Origin of the sequence: Shewanella vaxholmensis (genome assembly GCF_031932135.1) — a bacterium.
GTDB lineage: Bacteria > Pseudomonadota > Gammaproteobacteria > Enterobacterales > Shewanellaceae > Shewanella > Shewanella hafniensis.
In genome coordinates, this window is sequence record NZ_JAUOEV010000009.1 from 45941 (window position 1) to 63136 (window position 17196).

General features: G+C 45.3%; 16 protein-coding genes and 3 tRNA genes. 12 read left to right on the forward strand and 7 right to left on the reverse strand.

The genetic code is table 11. From position 1 onward, the window contains the following. Nucleotides 1-88 precede the first annotated feature (88 nt). The 11 genes from ccoN (at nt 89) to ttcA (ending at nt 10355) form a co-directional block, all read left to right on the forward strand. Nucleotides 89-1525 (forward strand): cytochrome-c oxidase, cbb3-type subunit I, encoded by a 1437-nt coding sequence (gene ccoN, locus Q4Q46_RS09845; protein WP_006081607.1) that lies wholly within the window; start codon nt 89-91, stop codon nt 1523-1525. A gap of 13 nt (nt 1526-1538) precedes the next feature. Then, the gene (gene ccoO / locus Q4Q46_RS09850; protein ID WP_028759965.1) at nt 1539-2165 is read left to right on the forward strand and encodes a cytochrome-c oxidase, cbb3-type subunit II; all 627 of its coding nucleotides are present in this window, start codon (nt 1539-1541) and stop codon (nt 2163-2165) included. A gap of 11 nt (nt 2166-2176) precedes the next feature. Continuing rightward, nucleotides 2177-2353 (forward strand): CcoQ/FixQ family Cbb3-type cytochrome c oxidase assembly chaperone, encoded by a 177-nt coding sequence (locus tag Q4Q46_RS09855; protein WP_028759966.1) that lies wholly within the window; start codon nt 2177-2179, stop codon nt 2351-2353. Then, a complete protein-coding gene (ccoP, locus tag Q4Q46_RS09860) occupies nt 2353-3321 on the forward strand; it encodes a cytochrome-c oxidase, cbb3-type subunit III (RefSeq protein WP_311905859.1) in 969 nt (322 codons plus the stop codon). Before Q4Q46_RS09855 ends, ccoP begins: the two co-directional genes overlap by 1 nt. A gap of 110 nt (nt 3322-3431) precedes the next feature. Further along, nucleotides 3432-3911, forward strand: a complete 480-nt coding sequence (locus Q4Q46_RS09865) for a FixH family protein (RefSeq protein ID WP_263143446.1) — start codon at nt 3432-3434, stop codon at nt 3909-3911. A gap of 22 nt (nt 3912-3933) precedes the next feature. Continuing rightward, nucleotides 3934-6333: a heavy metal translocating P-type ATPase gene (locus Q4Q46_RS09870; RefSeq protein WP_311905860.1), complete on the forward strand. Its 2400-nt coding sequence runs from the start codon at nt 3934-3936 to the stop codon at nt 6331-6333. 38 nt (nt 6334-6371) lie between these two features. Next, a complete protein-coding gene (ccoS, locus tag Q4Q46_RS09875) occupies nt 6372-6620 on the forward strand; it encodes a cbb3-type cytochrome oxidase assembly protein CcoS (RefSeq protein ID WP_173244909.1) in 249 nt (82 codons plus the stop codon). Beyond that, complete coding sequence (locus Q4Q46_RS09880; protein ID WP_311905861.1) at nt 6617-7309, forward strand: sulfite exporter TauE/SafE family protein; 693 nt, start codon at nt 6617-6619, stop codon at nt 7307-7309. The genes ccoS and Q4Q46_RS09880 overlap by 4 nt, the downstream gene beginning before the upstream one ends. 55 nt (nt 7310-7364) lie before the next feature. Beyond that, a complete protein-coding gene (gene etrA, locus Q4Q46_RS09885) occupies nt 7365-8117 on the forward strand; it encodes an electron transport transcriptional regulator EtrA (protein WP_006081599.1) in 753 nt (250 codons plus the stop codon). A gap of 258 nt (nt 8118-8375) precedes the next feature. Beyond that, complete coding sequence (uspE, locus tag Q4Q46_RS09890) at nt 8376-9308, forward strand: universal stress protein UspE (RefSeq protein WP_106650460.1); 933 nt, start codon at nt 8376-8378, stop codon at nt 9306-9308. A gap of 78 nt (nt 9309-9386) precedes the next feature. Beyond that, the gene (gene ttcA / locus Q4Q46_RS09895) at nt 9387-10355 is read left to right on the forward strand and encodes a tRNA 2-thiocytidine(32) synthetase TtcA (RefSeq protein WP_311905862.1); all 969 of its coding nucleotides are present in this window, start codon (nt 9387-9389) and stop codon (nt 10353-10355) included. Nucleotides 10356-10516: 161 nt separating this feature from the next. On the opposite strand, the gene Q4Q46_RS09900 is transcribed toward ttcA, so the two are convergent. Next, entirely contained in the window at nt 10517-11140 is a 624-nt protein-coding gene (locus Q4Q46_RS09900) for a DUF2987 domain-containing protein (protein WP_106650459.1), read from the reverse strand. Beyond that, nucleotides 11133-11945 (reverse strand): glucosaminidase domain-containing protein, encoded by an 813-nt coding sequence (locus tag Q4Q46_RS09905; protein ID WP_311905863.1) that lies wholly within the window; start codon nt 11943-11945, stop codon nt 11133-11135. Before Q4Q46_RS09905 ends, Q4Q46_RS09900 begins: the two co-directional genes overlap by 8 nt. 339 nt (nt 11946-12284) lie before the next feature. On the opposite strand from Q4Q46_RS09905, the gene Q4Q46_RS09910 reads away from it, so the two are divergent. Continuing rightward, nucleotides 12285-13223 (forward strand): YvcK family protein, encoded by a 939-nt coding sequence (locus Q4Q46_RS09910; RefSeq protein WP_311905864.1) that lies wholly within the window; start codon nt 12285-12287, stop codon nt 13221-13223. A 110-nt stretch (nt 13224-13333) separates the two neighbouring features. On the opposite strand, the gene Q4Q46_RS09915 is transcribed toward Q4Q46_RS09910, so the two are convergent. The 5 genes from Q4Q46_RS09915 to Q4Q46_RS09935 form a co-directional block, all read right to left on the reverse strand. Continuing rightward, a complete protein-coding gene (locus Q4Q46_RS09915; RefSeq protein WP_311891098.1) occupies nt 13334-14527 on the reverse strand; it encodes an amino acid aminotransferase in 1194 nt (397 codons plus the stop codon). 407 nt (nt 14528-14934) lie between these two features. Next, nucleotides 14935-15021 (reverse strand) — tRNA-Leu (locus tag Q4Q46_RS09920). Nucleotides 15022-15070: 49 nt separating this feature from the next. Beyond that, nucleotides 15071-15144: transfer RNA gene (locus Q4Q46_RS09925), tRNA-Cys, on the reverse strand. A 24-nt stretch (nt 15145-15168) separates the two neighbouring features. Beyond that, nucleotides 15169-15244 (reverse strand) — tRNA-Gly (locus Q4Q46_RS09930). A 343-nt stretch (nt 15245-15587) separates the two neighbouring features. Beyond that, nucleotides 15588-17021, reverse strand: coding sequence for a glyceraldehyde-3-phosphate dehydrogenase (locus Q4Q46_RS09935; RefSeq protein WP_106650455.1), 1434 nt, complete (start codon nt 17019-17021; stop codon nt 15588-15590). Between the last annotated feature and the right edge of the window lie 175 nt (nt 17022-17196).

The following is a 17196-nucleotide window of genomic DNA, read 5'->3' on the forward strand; positions in this document are numbered from 1 at the left end:
CTTAATAGGGAAGCTGAGTTTTATGTCATTTTATAACAGGTAAAGCTTGTCTTTACTAAAAGTAAAAGTAATAAGCAGTGGAAGCATTATGATGAACCATTCCCAGCCAACAGGCGCTGATTACAATTACGCCATTGTCCGCCAATTTGCCTTAACCACAGTTTTGTGGGGTATTGTTGGTATGTCAGTCGGCGTATTAATTGCGGCTCAGTTAATCTGGCCTCAGCTGAACTTTGACACTCCTTGGTTAACGTATAGTCGCTTGCGACCATTACACACCAATGCGGTGATCTTCGCGTTCGGTACATCAGCCCTTTTTGCAACATCCTATTATGTCGTACAACGCACCTGTCAAACCCGACTATTTGCACCTAAGTTAGCCGCATTTACGTTTTGGGGATGGCAAGCCATCATTCTGTCAGCAGCTATCACTTTACCAATGGGTTTCACTCAAGGTAAAGAATACGCTGAATTAGAATGGCCTATCGATATCGCAATTACTATCGTTTGGGTGTCCTACGCTATTGTGTTCTTCGGTACTATTATCAAACGAACGACTTCGCATATTTATGTGGCGAACTGGTTCTTTGGTGCCTTTATTATTACCGTTGCTGTACTACACATAGTTAACTCTATGGCAGTACCAGTCAGTCTGTTCAAGTCATACTCTCTGTATAGCGGCGCTGTCGATGCTATGGTGCAGTGGTGGTATGGTCACAATGCGGTAGGTTTCTTATTAACCGCAGGCTTCTTGGGGATGATGTATTACTTCGTACCTAAGCAAGCGGGTCGTCCTGTGTACTCTTACCGTCTATCTATCGTCCATTTTTGGGCTTTGATCGCACTGTATATTTGGGCTGGTCCTCACCACTTACATTACACAGCTTTACCTGACTGGACTCAGTCTTTAGGTATGGTGATGTCACTGATCCTATTCGCACCTTCTTGGGGCGGTATGATTAACGGTATCATGACCTTGTCTGGTGCTTGGCATAAACTGCGTACTGACCCTGTATTGCGTTTCTTAGTCGTTTCTCTGTCTTTCTACGGTATGTCTACCTTCGAAGGCCCGATGATGGCAATTAAGACAGTTAACGCATTATCACATTACACAGATTGGACTATCGGTCACGTTCATTCCGGCGCGCTAGGCTGGGTTGCAATGGTGTCTATTGGTTCTCTGTATCACTTGATCCCTGTATTGTTCGGCCACGGCCGCATGTACAGCATCAAGTTAGTCAACGTCCATTTCTGGTTAGCGACTATTGGTACTGTGCTTTACATCGTATCTATGTGGATTTCAGGTGTAATGCAAGGTCTAATGTGGCGCGCAGTGAATGCTGACGGTACTTTGACTTATAGTTTTGTTGAAAGTCTTGAAGCTTCATATCCTTTCTACTTTGTACGTTTCCTTGGCGGTTGTTTCTTCTTAACCGGTATGCTGATCATGGCATACAACGTGATCCGTACTGTGAAAGCCTCTAAAGATTCATTGCCAGCATTGGCTGAACCAACAGCGGCTTAAAGGAGCAAACTCGATGAAATTTAATCATGAGATAGTTGAAAAAAACATCGGTTTGTTAGCGATTTTTACCGTTATCGCTATCAGTTTCGGTAGTCTCGTTGAAATCACACCGTTGATTTTTCAAAAAGATACGACTGAGCCAGTTGAAGGTTTAAAGCCATACACTGCCCTGCAAATTGAAGGCCGTGACATCTATGTTCGTGAAGGTTGTTATAACTGTCACAGCCAGATGATCCGTCCTTTACGTGCAGAAACTGAACGTTATGGTCACTACTCTGTCGCGGGCGAATCAGTTTGGGATCATCCATTCCAATGGGGTTCTAAGCGTACGGGTCCTGATCTTGCACGTGTTGGCGGTCGTTATAGCGATAAATGGCATGAAGTTCACTTAATCGATCCTCGTGCTGTAGTTCCTCAATCGAATATGCCAGGGTTCCCATGGTTAGCCGAAAACAAGTTAGACGGCAAACTAACGGGTGACAAGATGACTATCCTACGTAACCTGCATAAAGGCGGTTACAAAGGTAATGATCTTTATACCGATGAAGAAATCGCAGGCGCACAGCAAGCTGTTGCAGGTAAGACAGAAATGGACGCCTTGATTGCATATCTTCAGTCTTTGGGTCACGCACTCAAATAAGGAGGCAATATATGGATTACGGCACATTACAAGGCATTTTAACCATCATTGTGATGCTGACCTTCGTCGGTATATTTGCTTGGGCATATAGCTCGCGTCGTCAAAAATCATTTGATGAAGCAGCTAACCTTGTGTTTTCCGATGAGGAAGTCAACAAGGTATCGAAGGACTCAGGAGAGAATAAGTGATGAGTAGCTTCTGGAGTGTTTGGATTACTGTACTCTCGTTAGTCGTGATCGCGGGTTGTTTTCTATTACTGCGTGTGTGTTCTAAGAACACCACTGACGTAAAAGAAGGCGAATCCATGGGTCACAGTTTCGACGGTATTGAAGAACTCAATAACCCACTGCCAAAATGGTGGAGTTATATGTTCTATATCACTATCGTGTTTGGCTTGATCTATCTAGCCTTATTTCCTGGTTTAGGTAACTACAAAGGCCTTTTAGGCTGGACCAGTTCTAACCAAAGCATTGGTACTGAGCAAGGTATTAAAGCCGACTCTGCCGCAGCCATTGAGCTTGCCGCAAAAGAAGGCCGTTATGTTCAGTATGACCAAGAAGTAAAACACGCTGATGAAAAATATGGCCCAATCTTCGCGGCTTACTTGGCAACACCACTAGAAGAATTAGTGAAAAACCAAGAAGCATTGAAAGTGGGCGGCCGTTTGTTCCTACAAAACTGCGCACAGTGCCATGGCTCTGACGCACGTGGTAGCAAAGGCTTCCCTAATCTCACCGATGGTGACTGGTTATATGGTGGCGACTTGGCCACGATTAAAACCACTATCATGGGTGGTCGTCATGGCATGATGCCGCCAAAAGGTGGTTTGCCAATCGATGACAGCGAAATTGCTGGTTTAGCTGAATACGTTGTTAAATTGTCTGGTCGTGAGCATGACGAGAAACTCGCTGCCCAAGGTCAAGGCTCATTCATGAAAGGTTGTTTTGCGTGTCATGGTATGGACGCTAAAGGCAACAAGTTTATGGGTGCTCCTAACTTAACTGACGATGTTTGGTTATATGGCGGTAGCCGTGGCATGATCGAAGAGACCATTAAACATGGTCGCGCAGGTGTGATGCCAGCGTGGAAAGACGTTCTCGGTGAAGAGAAAGTTCACGTCATTACAGCTTATGTTTATAGCTTGTCAAACAAGTAATTAGGTATAAGCAACACTAAGGCCTCGAAGACTTCGAGGCCTTTTTTTTAAAGTGCTAAAACCGGCTTTTAACGGTAAAATGGCGCAAATTTTTTGAATGGGTATCTGACATGAGCGAACAACAAGCCTGGTATAAGCAGTTCTGGCCTTGGTTTTTAATTATTCTTCCTTTATGTGCCGTCGTCGCAAGTTTTACCACGCTAAAAATTGCCCTTACGAACTCGGACTCTTTAGTCGCCGAGGATTACTACAAAGATGGCAAAGCCATTAATATGGACTTAAGTAAAGTGAAGTATGCCAAACAAATAGGCATGAATTTTTCACTCGATCAAGCCAATAATGAGATTTTACTGACGCAGCAAGGGGGACCTACATATCAAGCCGCCTTGAAAGTTGAGTTCTATCATCCAACCATTGCCGACAGAGATATGAAACTCACTGCGACGGCCGATGCCAGCAATGTGTATCGCATTACCATCCCTACTACCCTAACCGGCCCTTGGGAAGTTCGCCTCGAAAGTTACGACGGTAAATGGCGAATTCACCAACGCGTTGAATTAAAAGATCACGTCCAACTTTGGCTGAATTGATTGTGGTTAAATAAGTAGCGCTATGACGTATCCAAGTTGTTTTCACTGCCAAGAGCCCGTTCTAACGGGCCAGCAGTTTGTGACTCGCATTAATGACCGTGATGAACTGATGTGTTGCCCTGGCTGCCAGGCGGTTTCTCAAGCGATTGTCGATGCGGGATTACTCAGTTATTACAAGTTCCGCACTGAGCCTGGCAGTAAACAGAATGCCCTGGTCCCCGAGGCATTAACGCAATTTAGTGCCTATGACTTGCCCGAAGTGCAGCAAGACTTTGTGCATTCTGAGGACAATGTCGAATCAGTATCACTCTCCATCGATGGTATCACCTGTGCCGCCTGTGCTTGGTTAATTGAACACAAAGTCAAACAACTTGCGGGCGTGAGCCAAGTGCTAGTCAACTCAACCACCCAACGCGCCATGATCAGTTGGGATAAACGCAAGGTAAAACTTAGCGATATTCTCGGACAAATTAGTCGTATTGGCTATCAAGCCGCGCCCTACCAAGTTGACGAACAAGAGCTCAACAATAAACTCAATAGCCGCAAGTTTTTACTGCGTTTAGGCTTAGCTGGCTTTGCGACTATGCAAGTCATGATGTTCGCCCTCGCCCTTTATACTGGCTACTTCACTGATTTAGACGTGCAGTACCGGGACTATTTCCGCTGGGTCAGCATGATTTTTGCCACGCCTGTGGTGCTTTATTCGGCGCAGCCCTTCTATTTTAGTGCCATTCGTACCCTGCTCAGCGGCAAACTCAATATGGATGTGTCTGTTTCGATTGCCATTGGTGGTGCCTATACCGCAAGCTGTTTTGCCACAGTGCATGGCACAGGCGAAGTGTATTTTGAATCCGTATCCATGTTTACTTTCTTTTTGTTACTTGGGCGTTACTTCGAGCAAAAGGCAAGACAAAAGGCCTCGGTCAGCTCCAGTAATTTACATAAACTAGTGCCGCTCACTGCACACTTAGTCACCGAAAATGGTCAAGAAGAAATTCCGGCCAAAAAGTTACGCCTCAATGATGTGATCCTTGTGAAACCAGGGGAAATGGTTGCGGCCGATGGTGTGGTGATTGAAGGCCACACAAACATCAATGAAGCTATGCTCACTGGTGAGCAAATGCCCATTGAAAAGCAGCAAGATCAGCAAGTCTACGCTGGCACTATCAACGTCGATCAACCGATAAAAGTTAAAGTTACCGCGTTAGGGCAAGACCAACTCGTGGCGGAAATTATTCGACTGCAGGAGCTGGCATCCAATACAAAACCTGCGATAGCCCTATTAGCCGATAAATTATCCCGCTATTTCTCGGGTACGATTCTAACAATCGCGACGATCACCTATTTGGTTTGGCAACAGATTTCCCCAGAGGATGCCTTTTGGGTAACGCTATCGGTTCTGGTCGCCACTTGTCCTTGTGCCTTAGCGCTAGCGACACCGACCGCCGTCACCTGTGCAACCGCCATTTTTACCCGTCTTGGGATCATTACCCGCAAAGCCGGTGTCTTTGAAAAACTGCCGCAGATTAAACATGTGGTCTTTGATAAAACTGGCACCCTCACCTGTGGTACGCTCTCTATTGGGCAAACGCGGTGCATGGCCGATTTAACAAAGACGCAGGCCTTAGCTATTGCCGCGGCGCTGGAAACAGGCTCTCGTCATCCGATTGCGGCTGCATTTGCCCTATTTGCCGATAATACCTTGGTCGCAGAACAAGTTCACCATGAAGTCGGCTTTGGTGTTCGAGGCCGAATTGATGGCACTGATTACTTAATTGGCAATGCAGTATTTACCGGCGCGAGTATTGATACTCGTGACCCAACCCAAAAGATTTGGTTAGCACGCTCAGCTAATGAGCAGCTTGAAGTGCTTGCCAGCTTTGAGATCCAAGACAATATTCGTCAAGACAGTAAGGCCACGATTGAGATATTAAAGCAACAAGGTTGCCGCATTAGTATCGCCAGCGGCGATAGCTCGGGACATGTGCATCAACTGGCCAAAGAGCTGGGAATTGAAGATGTGCACAGCGGATTAACGCCCGCGGGTAAACTTGCCCTCGTGACTCGATTACAACAGCATACTCGCGTGGCGATGTTTGGCGATGGCATCAATGATGCGCCTGTACTTGCGGGGGCTGATTTGTCGGTCGCCATGGGCAGTGGCAGTGCGATTGCCAAAAACAGTGCCGATTTGATTTTACTGGGCGATCATCTATCCCGTTTCACTCAAGCTGTCGCGGTCGCTAAACTGACCACGCAAATTATTAAACAAAATTTAGCTTGGGCGCTGGGTTACAACGCCCTTATTTTGCCTTTAGCTGTCACTGGTCATGTGGCACCTTATATTGCCGCGATTGGCATGTCGGCGAGTTCTTTGATTGTGGTCGGTAATAGCCTGAGATTATTACGGGTAAAAGTGTGATCATAATAAAACGTTTAACCAGATAGTAAGAGGTCATTATGGAAATTATTTATGTGCTTATCCCCATTGCCATGATCTTCGTCGCCATTGCGGTAATGGTATTTTTTTGGGCAGTAAAATCTGAGCAATTTGACGATCTTGACCGTCAAAGTGTTTCTATATTGTTTGATGAAAATACTGACAAACCAGGCCATCTACCCACCCCTGCCATTCAGTCAACAGCAGAACATGATGACATCGCAGCGCAGCAAGCGATAAAAAATCAGCAAAAAGGCATGCCTTTGTGATTGAGTACAATGTCACCGGTGCCTTTCTCGTCGGCTTGATGGGAGCTGCACATTGTTTTGGTATGTGTGGCGGTTTAGTGGGCGCTTTTTCCGCCCAAATCCCTCATCCTAAAATAGGTAACCAGCTGGCCCATCAGCTTAAATATTTACTGAGTTACAATTTAGGCCGTATTTTAAGTTACACCTTAGCGGGCGGCTTAGTGGGCGCTTCGGCGGCAGGTCTTGGTCACTTATTTGAACTGGATACGTATTTGATTGTGCTGCGCATCATTGCCGGACTGATGATGATCGCAACTGGGCTGTATATCGCTAAAATTTGGGTTGGAATCGTGCAAATTGAGCGTGTAGGTCAATGGCTATGGCAATATTTAAAACCGCTAGCGCAGCGCCTTGTTCCTATCAAGAATCCGAGCCAAGCAGTCATGGCGGGATTCATTTGGGGCTGGCTCCCCTGCGGCCTCGTCTATAGCACCTTAACTTGGTCGGTTGCATCTGGCTCTGCCAGCCAAGGCGCCTTAATTATGTTAGCCTTTGGCTTGGGTACTTTACCCGCTCTATTAAGCGCTGGCGTGGCGGCAAAACGCCTTGCTGAATGGGTACAAAAGAAAACCGTTAGACTATTGAGCGGCTTACTGTTAATTGCTTTTGGTGGTCAAACTTTATATATCGCACTCGCGCAGCTAAACTAGCCCAAGTGAGTGAATTGGTTTAACATGGTTACAGTGGATAAACTTGAGAATCAACATGACAATTGAACAAAATAAGAATCGTCGTCCTGCCGCTAGCGGATGCACAATCCATTGTCACGATTGCAGTATGGGTACCCTTTGTATTCCTTTTACCCTCAATGCAAGTGAGCTAGATCAGCTCGATGATATTATTGAGCGTAAAAAGCCGATCCAAAAAGGCGAGCAAATTTTTAAATCGGGTGATGCGTTAAAATCCCTATTTGCGATCCGCTCTGGCACCATCAAAAGCTATACGATTACCGAGCAAGGCGATGAGCAGATAACTGGCTTCCATTTAGCGGGTGATGTGATTGGTTTTGACGGTATCCACGCCCAGTTGCACCAGAGTTTTGCACAGGCCCTCGAAACCTCCATGGTCTGTGAGATCCCCTTTAATATCCTCGATGAACTTTCAGGCACTATGCCTAAATTGCGTCAGCAGATCATGCGCCTGATGAGCAATGAGATCATGAGCGATCAGGAAATGATCCTGCTACTCAGCAAAAAAAATGCCGAAGAACGCCTGGCTGCATTTATCAGCAATCTGGCTAATCGTTTTGGTAGCCGTGGCTTCTCGCCAAAGGAATTCCGCTTAACTATGACCCGCGGTGACATTGGTAATTATCTCGGTTTAACCGTAGAGACCATCAGTCGTTTACTTGGGCGTTTCCAAAAATCAGGCTTAATTGAGGTTAAAGGTAAGTACATTACTATCCTCGACTCACAAGAGCTGAATCTGTTAGCGGGTAATTCGCGTATAGCGAGATAGTTCACCGCAAGCGTGTTTTCTGCTAGAAAGTTGAGTGAAACATAATAGTTAAGTGCAAAAGTATTAGGCGCTAGATCCTTGCTATAGATTGCAAGAACAATTCAGTTGAAAAAACGCAGCTGGCTAGACATGTCATGCAGATTAAGGCATGATTTTTAAGCGAGTTTTAATCAATTTCAATTGAGTTTGATCTAGAACAATACAGCTAACTGCCAAAGGCTCATGATGATATTGAGCCTATGACTAAAGGAACCTCCCATGAAGGATTATCAAAAAATACTGGTTGTGGTTGACCCTACCACAGAGAATCAAGTTGCCCTCGCACGAGCGGTAACCTTGGCCAGTAAATGCAATGCTCAAGTCACTGTGTTTCTTTCTATCTTCGATTTTTCCTATGAGATGACTTCGATTCTGTCGAATCAAGAGCGCGAAGCCATGCGCCAAGGCGTCATAGATCAACGTCTCGCTTGGATCCAAGACTTACTCGCCGCTTACGCTCATCTGCAGCTCAATATCGATACCCAAGTCATTTGGCATAACCGCCCCTTCGAAAGCATTATTAATCATGCAATTTCAGGGCAATACGATTTGATTGTTAAAGGCACCCATGCCCACGACAAACTCAAAGCGGTGATCTTCACCCCAACCGATTGGCATTTAATGCGTAAAGCGCCTGTGCCAGTGTTGATGGTGAAAGCCCATGACTGGCCAGCGGCGGGTAAAATCCTTTGCGCTGTGAATGTGGCGACCGAAGATACCGATCATCAAATGCTTAACGGTAAAATCATTGAGCACGCAAAAGATTTGGCAGATAAATTCTCTGCCGAAGTGCATTTAGTTAATGGTTATCCCGGCACACCGGTAAACCTAGCCATTGAATTACCAGATTTTGATGCCCAATCCTATAACGAAACCATTCGCATGCAGCATGAGCAGCGCGTAAGTTATCTCGCTAATGCATACGGCATTAATCCAAACCATTGCCATGTAAAAGAAGGCCTGCCTGAGGATGTGATCCCTGAGCTTGCTGAAAAACTCGATGCCGAATTAGTGATCTTAGGCACTGTCGGTCGCACCGGATTTTCAGCGGCACTGATTGGCAATACTGCAGAGCATGTTATCGATAGCATCAACTGCGATTTACTGGCCATCAAACCTGACGGTTATAAATCGCCGTTAGAAGAAGCCTAAGCGATACGCGGCACTTTACCCCGCCAAAGATAGCTGGAATAATACGCGCCCTGAAACTGAGTTACTGGGCGCTTTTTTATGCTTGAAGCTATATCTGAAGTTACGGCAAATCCAATGTCTGAAGAATTATCAAAAAAACAAACTACCCGTCTGAATAAGTTACAGAAACGTCTGCGTCGTGAAGTGGGTAGCGCTATCGCCGATTACAATATGATTGAAGATGGTGATAAGATCATGTGCTGCCTTAGTGGCGGTAAAGACAGCTATGCAATGCTCGATATTTTGATGAATCTGCAGCAACGTGCACCCATTCAGTTTGAAATCATTGCGGTTAATTTAGATCAGAAGCAACCTGGCTTCCCTGAGCATGTATTGCCCGCCTATTTAGATAAGCTCAATGTGCCCTATCACATCCTCGAGAAAGACACTTACTCGATAGTGAAAGACAAGATCCCTGAAGGCAAAACCACCTGCTCCCTGTGTTCTCGCCTGCGACGCGGTACGCTCTATGGCTTTGCCCAGCGTATTGGCGCCACTAAAATCGCCCTTGGCCACCACAGGGACGATATTATTGAGACCTTGTTCCTGAATATGTTCTTTGGCGGCAAGATGAAAGCTATGCCTCCTAAGCTACTGTCAGATGACGGCGCTAATGTGGTCATTCGGCCACTTGCCTATTGCCGCGAGAAAGATCTCGAAGAATATGCCAGCTTAAAAGAATTTCCAATCATTCCATGCAACTTGTGTGGCTCGCAGGAAAACTTAAAGCGCGCTGCTGTCAAAGACATGTTGAATCAGTGGGATAGACAGTATCCTGGTCGTATTGAAACAATATTCACCGCCATGCAAAACACCGCACCATCACAGGGTGTTGACCGTGAGCAGTTCGACTTTGTGTCATTAACGCGTGATCCAGATGCGCCTCTGCGTGGCGATGTTGCCGAAGCCAATCTGCCCGCATTCGATTTCCTAGATATCGCCAACAGCGGCCGTATTGATTTGGATGCAGTAAAACGCATTGATATTGTTAACACTTACGAAGTCTAATTAAGGCTGAAACTAGCGCCCTAATCAGTAAATAAGTTAAACCAGCAAAACAAAAATGCCCACATGATGTGGGCATTTTTATGGCTACAAAATAAGTTAATCTTTGAGTACGTGCTTCTCAATCGACTATTTCAAGATGCCAATTCAAGATACAAAGAGGATCACTTCACCCAAGGACTCAAGACTAATGGCTGGGCACTAAAGCTTAGCGTCGTGATGTTTTCAAGCTCATTCACGGCTAATTTATAACTGCCCTTAACGGCTTGTTCACGGCCATTAAGGTGTACATACACTTCTTGCTCGGGTTGGAATTCAAAGTTAAGACCAGCAATAGGATCCCTAAAATAACGCATCGGGAAGCCTTGCATAGCACCAAGCAGCGTGTCCATTTCGGTCACGATTTGCTGTAAACGCGCTTTATCGTACTCAGCCAATGTCTGTTTTGCTCTGACTTGCATCGCGATAGCACATCCATCAGCACTGCCTGCAAAATTGAGATTAACCAAGGCACGCTGATCTTTTAAATCATCATCTAAGGGAATAAATAACCGCTGAGCATAGGTATACGTCAATGGCGTTGATGTTTTTTCACTGGAAATAGAACCGCTTTGGATCAAACAGTTTTTTTGCATTGGAACACTAAAAGCCACTTCTACGAGTTGGTAACTGCCCTTATTGACTTGTTTTAACCTATCATAAAAACCTTTATATTCAAGGGATACAGTTTCTGCAGCGGCGCTAGTTGCCAGTAAACAGAGGCCACTAAACAACAATTTTTTATACATCGACATTCACCAAATATTTTTCATTATGACGTAACATATCAAGCAGCTCATCAATATAAGCTTCTTGTCTTTCAGAATAATTCACGAGTCCGTAAATCAATTGATCCGCTGTCGGCTCTAGCTCCTGTGAGCGTAAATCAGCGCGGATAGAACGAAACAGCGCATAAGCCGTATTAGAATTTAAATTGCGCATGTAGGATGAAACGGACTCGTCGACCGATGAAAATACTTTGACCTCATGGCTCTTACCAGATCCCCGTGAAGATGGCACTATGCCGCAACCAGCACTAAAACACCATTCACCAAAAAAATTAAAGCCTTCACGGGCAAAACGTGAGCTGCCCCAACCGGATTCATTCGCGGCTTGGATCAGCACCATAGATTCAGGCACAATATCGACGCGCTTTAGTAAGCTTGCTAAGGATTTAGCATCGACGTTTCGTGCCGCATATTGGTATTTGTCGAATAGCGTATTGAGTTGCCCGAGTTGGGTCTCAGATAAACTCTTGCCATTATCAACCAAAGCGAGCATTTCACTGACAAACTCGCGTTCCATCGAGATGATGGCATTCTGCTGCTGCACAATCGGCCGCAGAAAATCAAAAAAGGCTTTCTTCTTTTCTGTGATATCGTTGATCGCAGAAAAGTCAGGAACTTGCGTAACAGGATCGACAGCGTCAACGAGTTGGGTCGCAATGCTAGATGAACCATTCGTGTTGGGAATGATCCAAACGCGCAATGCAAAAATCGCCACTATGACCATGGCTAATGCCAATGTAAACGATCCGATTCTACCCGTTTTCAATAGTTCACCTTAAGTATGACGCCCGTATTGGGCAAATAAAGGGCGGATTATAAGCTATTTGTCAGATTTAACGAAATGTGCCCGCCGTCACTGTCATTAATCACGCATCTGGCACATTAACTCAGGTACAATATTGCGCCTAAGTCGCGATTCTAAATCCGTGTATACGTGCTTGCCGTATGACAGTCGATAATAGATGCAAGCTTTCGACTGAGCTTTTATACTAAGGTTCCTTAACGCAGTTAAATTGCACAGTAGCGCTTACGTCATTGCGCTTTGTACGTAATCAGTGATGACAGTAACATTCATTTTTCGGGTATTCAGGAAGGAAGAACCCAGATGCAGCATTTGATGTTAAATCAATTTGAACGTGTCGTCGCCATTGGCGGAGGCCATGGTTTAGGCCGAGTATTATCGTCACTCGATTTTTTAGGCAGCCGTTTAACGGGAATTGTCGCGACCACAGATAACGGTGGCTCTACCGGTAGACTCAGAGCCGAGCAGGACTGTATTGCCTGGGGCGATTTACGCAACTGCTTATCCCATCTAGCCAATCGCCCTTCCGTCGGCTCACAACTATTCGAATACCATTTCCAAGGTGAAACTGAACTCAGCGGCCATAATCTGGGTAATCTTATTTTACTGGCGCTTGATCAGCTGTGCGTTCGTCCATTAGAAGCAGTTAATCTCATCCGTAATTTACTCAAGATTGAAACCCAGCTGATCCCTATGTCTGAACAACCCACACACTTAGTGGCTCTGCAAGCCTGTGGTAGTAAAGTATTTGGCGAGATCAATGTCGACAGTATGGATGAAGCACCTATCGCGCTCTGCCTTGAGCCACAGGTCGATGCAACTTTTGAAGCCTGTGAGGCTGTACGGCACGCAGATTTAATCATTTTAGGCCCTGGCAGCTTCTTAACCAGCATAATGCCGCCGCTGCTATTACCTAAGTTTGCAAAAAGCCTAGCCGCTACTAAAGCTCAAGTGATCTTTATCGATAACCTTGCAGAGGAAGCCTCACCCGCGGGTCGATTTAGTATTGAGCAACGTATCGCTTGGTGCCATCAAGTGATTGGCAAGCCCATCATTCACAAAGTGTTACGTCATGGCGAACAAACGCGTTTAGGACCACTCATTAACTATTTTCCGTTGAAGAATCGCCATAACCCGAATTTACATGATCAAGCGAACCTATTAGATGCATTAAGCGCCCTGCTGCGAATTAAATCTGAGCTCACGCTGCAATCGCAGGAGCCTCTCGCGCTTAGCTGCTAATCACTGAATAGCCCGCACATACTGAAAAACATAAAGGACAGCAAATGCTGTCCTTTATGTTTAAGGCTAAAGAAAAATTCCTTTAGCCTCTTTCTATAACCTAATAAGCCTTACAATACTTGCGCTATCGCTTTGCAGATCACTGGCATATTGGTCTTAGTCATACCTGCAACGCTAATGCGTCCTGAACCAACGATATAAACCCCAAACTCGTCTTTCAAGCGCGCCACTTGGGCTTTATTCAAACCAGAGAAACTGAACATACCATTTTGGCGAGAAATAAAGCTAAAGTCCTGAGTCACGCCTTCAGCCTTTAAGCTTTCAACGAACAAGGTACGCATTTCGGCGATACGCTCACGCATCTCTTTAACTTCCTGCACCCACATGGCTTTCAGGGCTGCGTCATTTAAGATAGTGCTGACGATCAGCGCGCCATGTGCTGGCGGATTAGAATAGTTTGCACGTATGGTACGTTTCACTTGGCTAAAGGCACGCACGGCAGCATCAGCATCTTCAGCCACCACAGTTACGGCGCCGATACGTTCGTTGTACAAACCAAAGTTTTTAGAGAAAGAGTTAGCAACCAGCAGCTCCGGCACTTTTGATGCCACTAAACGAAGACCAGCCGCATCTTCTTCAATTCCAGCACCAAAACCTTGGTATGCAAAGTCAAACAATGGCACAAGTTTCTTATCGGCACACAATTGGGCTACGAGTTCCCATTGCGCCAAGGTTAAATCGATACCTGTTGGGTTATGGCAGCAACCGTGTAGCAACACAACATCGCCTGCATTCGCGTGAGACAAGTCCGTCATCATGGTATCAAAATCGATATCATGGGCTTCTGCTTTGTAATAACCGTATTCTTTAACGGCTAAACCCGCAGTTTCAAAAATGTTTTGATGGTTGGCCCACGTTGGATTGCTGACCCAAATAGTGTGCGAATCGGTATTACGCAGTAAAAACTCAGCAGCAATACGCAGTGCACCTGTGCCGCCCGGGGCTTGCGCTGTGGCAGCACGGCCAGAAGTGATTAATGCACTGCCCTCACCGAATAACAATGTTTGTACAACATGGTTATACGCTTGCACGCCTTCAATGCCTAAATAGTTTTTGGTCTTCTCTTGCTCAAGTAAAATAGCCTCGGCTTTTTTCACTGAAGTCAGCACTGGAGTTTGTCCAGCCTCATCCTTATAAATACCGACACCCAGATTAACTTTATCCTGACGGTGATCAGCCTTAAAGGTATCAGTTAAACCAAGAATGGGATCTGCGGGTGCGAGTAATACTTGAGAGAAAATCATGACTACGTATCCTAATTATGCGCGTGTAGGGGAAATTTCGGCTTATTTATACCACTGTCTTTAAGGGGGGAATAGCGACTTAAGCACCTTCTCAGGGAAATTCTTACGCCATTGTAGATTTAACAGTAAAAGTTTAATTTTTTTATGTAATTATAAGCATAAACGGAAAATTGCTTTAATAAAGTTATTTATAACATCTAGATCACAAAATCCTGTAATTTTATCTTGTAGAAAAGAATCGCGCTGACGTCGCAATACTGAATGAATAAAATGTGAGTGGAATCTATAGCTAATTCTAACTTAGCCGAGTAATCATCTTAAATACCACTAAGTGAGCCAGTGGCATTCGGCTTTGAGGATCTATAAAGCAAAAAAGCCCTGACATCAGTCAGGGCTTTTCTGTTTTTTGGTACCCGAGGCCAGACTTGAACTGGCACGCTGTTACCAGCGAGGGATTTTAAATCCCTTGTGTCTACCGATTCCACCACTCGGGCAAACTCTTTATATTAACGACGTGAATCGTGTCATTAATACTTTAAACTATGGAGGCGCGACCCGGAGTCGAACCGAGATCGACGGATTTGCAATCCGCAGCATAGCCATTCTGCCATCGCGCCCAAATTGCCAAATTAATTAAAATTTGGAGCGACATATCGGGTTCGAACCGATGACCTATACCTTGGCAAGGTATCGCTCTACCAACTGAGCTAATGTCGCCTATCATTGCGCTTAATCATTAGAAGCCATGCTAGGCATGCTTTCCCCTGACTGCGGATTGGCATTCTACCGATTTAGACCTCAGAGTCAATCAACAATTTTTAAAAAATGATCTAAGCCGCACCGTTTGCCCAATAAAGCGCCACAAGTCCGCGAAGTTGATGTTTCCTTCATCAATTTAGGCTTTTTTGCCGATACTAACGCCGAGCGGCAGATGATTAAGTGAGGCAGAAAAGCTGTGGTTGATTGTGAGGATTGAGTCGAACTCAATTAAATTGCCTGAGTATAGAAAACAAAAGCGCCCTACTGGGCGCTTTATGTGAAGGTTATTAACGCAGCTAACTTATGCCGGCAGAGATAGCGTCGTTAAACCTAACATAGTTTGCATTACACCAACCACTTGGCAGCTGTAACCAAACTCGTTGTCATACCATACATAAAGAATGGCACGCTTGCCTTCTGCGATAGTTGCCTGTGAGTCAACCACGCCCGCATAACGAGAACCCACTAAATCGCTCGATACAATTTCAGTAGAGTCGGTGTAATCGATTTGATTTTGTAGTGGTGATTGCAGCGCCGTATCTTTCAGGTACTCATTCAGCTCATCTTTACTGGTTTCAGCATTCAAGTTCATGCTGATGATGGCCATAGAGACGTTCGGCGTTGGCACACGAATCGCGTTACCGGTTAACTTGCCCGCTAACACTGGCAGTGCTTTAGCAACGGCTTTCGCGGCGCCTGTTTCAGTGATTACCATGTTTAATGGTGCACTGCGGCCACGGCGGTCAGCGGTGTGATAGTTATCAATCAAGTTTTGATCGTTGGTATAAGAGTGAATCGTCTCAACATGACCATTCTCAATACCATATTTATCATTCACAGCTTTCAGTACAGGCGTAATAGCGTTGGTCGTACAGCTTGCCGCAGAAACGATAATGTCTTCTGGGGTAATGTCGCCTTCATTCACACCGTAAACGATGTTCTTGATCGCGCCTTTTGCAGGAGCTGTCAACAACACTTTACTCGCGCCTGGGCTCTTAAGGTGTAAACCAAGACCCGCTTCATCTTTCCAAATACCAGTGTTATCAACAACGAGTGCATCGCTGATATCGTATTTAGTGTAATCCACTTCATCAGGCGAGTTTGCATAAATCACTTGGATATAGGTACCGTTGGCGATGATGGCATTGTTCTCTTCGTCAACTTCCACAGAACCATTAAAAGGACCATGGACTGAGTCACGACGTAATAAACTGGCACGTTTCTCTAAATCACCTTTCTTACCGCCACGTAATACGATAGCGCGTAATCTTAACTTATTGCTGCGGCCTGTGCGTTCAATCAGCAGGCGTGCTAATAAGCGACCGATACGGCCAAAACCATAAAGCACAACATCACGCGGTGCGACATCATCAGCATGGTCGATGGCATCGGCCAACTCTTTTGCCATATAGCTTTCAATTTCACTGACATCGGTGTGATCACGCCAGTAATTGACTGCAAGCTTACCAATATCCACTTTACATTGTTTAACTGCGAGTTTGCTCAAAGCTTGAACGAAGGGGAAACTCTCGCGTAAACGTAATTTTTCACCGACATGACGACGAACTAAACGGTGCGCTTTAATGATTTCAATCGTAGAAGCATTGAGTAACGGCTTGCCGTAGACCACGACTTCAACGCCTTGGTTACGGTACAACTTGCCTAACAAAGGCTGCATCGCCTCTGCCATTTCAAAACGTTCTTGCCAACTTTGTAGGTGTTTATCAGCGCTCATTTACAGATCCTTTATCTCACTTTTCAATAAAATGTACTGAAAGGTTTGAGTAACATGACGAAAAGACCAATAATCTAATGCGGGTTTTAGGGAAAACCCTGTTTTGGTCGGCGCCATTGTAATGAAAGTCGCGCTGTGTTGCCAGTAAGATATTTTCTGTAAATCTGTAATTTTA

What these genes read in the sequence shown, in the direction of transcription:
- Q4Q46_RS09870 (WP_311905860.1), top strand. Translation starts at nt 3,934, where the DNA reads ATGACGTATCCAAGTTGTTTTCACTGCCAAGAGCCCGTTCTAACGGGC.
- Q4Q46_RS09915 (WP_311891098.1), bottom strand. Translation starts at nt 14,527, where the DNA reads ATGATTTTCTCTCAAGTATTACTCGCACCCGCAGATCCCATTCTTGGT.
- Q4Q46_RS09935 (WP_106650455.1), bottom strand. Translation starts at nt 17,021, where the DNA reads ATGAGCGCTGATAAACACCTACAAAGTTGGCAAGAACGTTTTGAAATG.
- etrA (WP_006081599.1), top strand. Translation starts at nt 7,365, where the DNA reads ATGACAATTGAACAAAATAAGAATCGTCGTCCTGCCGCTAGCGGATGC.
- ccoS (WP_173244909.1), top strand. Translation starts at nt 6,372, where the DNA reads ATGGAAATTATTTATGTGCTTATCCCCATTGCCATGATCTTCGTCGCC.
- Q4Q46_RS09865 (WP_263143446.1), top strand. Translation starts at nt 3,432, where the DNA reads ATGAGCGAACAACAAGCCTGGTATAAGCAGTTCTGGCCTTGGTTTTTA.
- ccoP (WP_311905859.1), top strand. Translation starts at nt 2,353, where the DNA reads ATGAGTAGCTTCTGGAGTGTTTGGATTACTGTACTCTCGTTAGTCGTG.
- Q4Q46_RS09855 (WP_028759966.1), top strand. Translation starts at nt 2,177, where the DNA reads ATGGATTACGGCACATTACAAGGCATTTTAACCATCATTGTGATGCTG.
- Q4Q46_RS09900 (WP_106650459.1), bottom strand. Translation starts at nt 11,140, where the DNA reads ATGTATAAAAAATTGTTGTTTAGTGGCCTCTGTTTACTGGCAACTAGC.
- Q4Q46_RS09910 (WP_311905864.1), top strand. Translation starts at nt 12,285, where the DNA reads ATGCAGCATTTGATGTTAAATCAATTTGAACGTGTCGTCGCCATTGGC.
- uspE (WP_106650460.1), top strand. Translation starts at nt 8,376, where the DNA reads ATGAAGGATTATCAAAAAATACTGGTTGTGGTTGACCCTACCACAGAG.
- ttcA (WP_311905862.1), top strand. Translation starts at nt 9,387, where the DNA reads ATGCTTGAAGCTATATCTGAAGTTACGGCAAATCCAATGTCTGAAGAA.
- ccoO (WP_028759965.1), top strand. Translation starts at nt 1,539, where the DNA reads ATGAAATTTAATCATGAGATAGTTGAAAAAAACATCGGTTTGTTAGCG.
- ccoN (WP_006081607.1), top strand. Translation starts at nt 89, where the DNA reads ATGATGAACCATTCCCAGCCAACAGGCGCTGATTACAATTACGCCATT.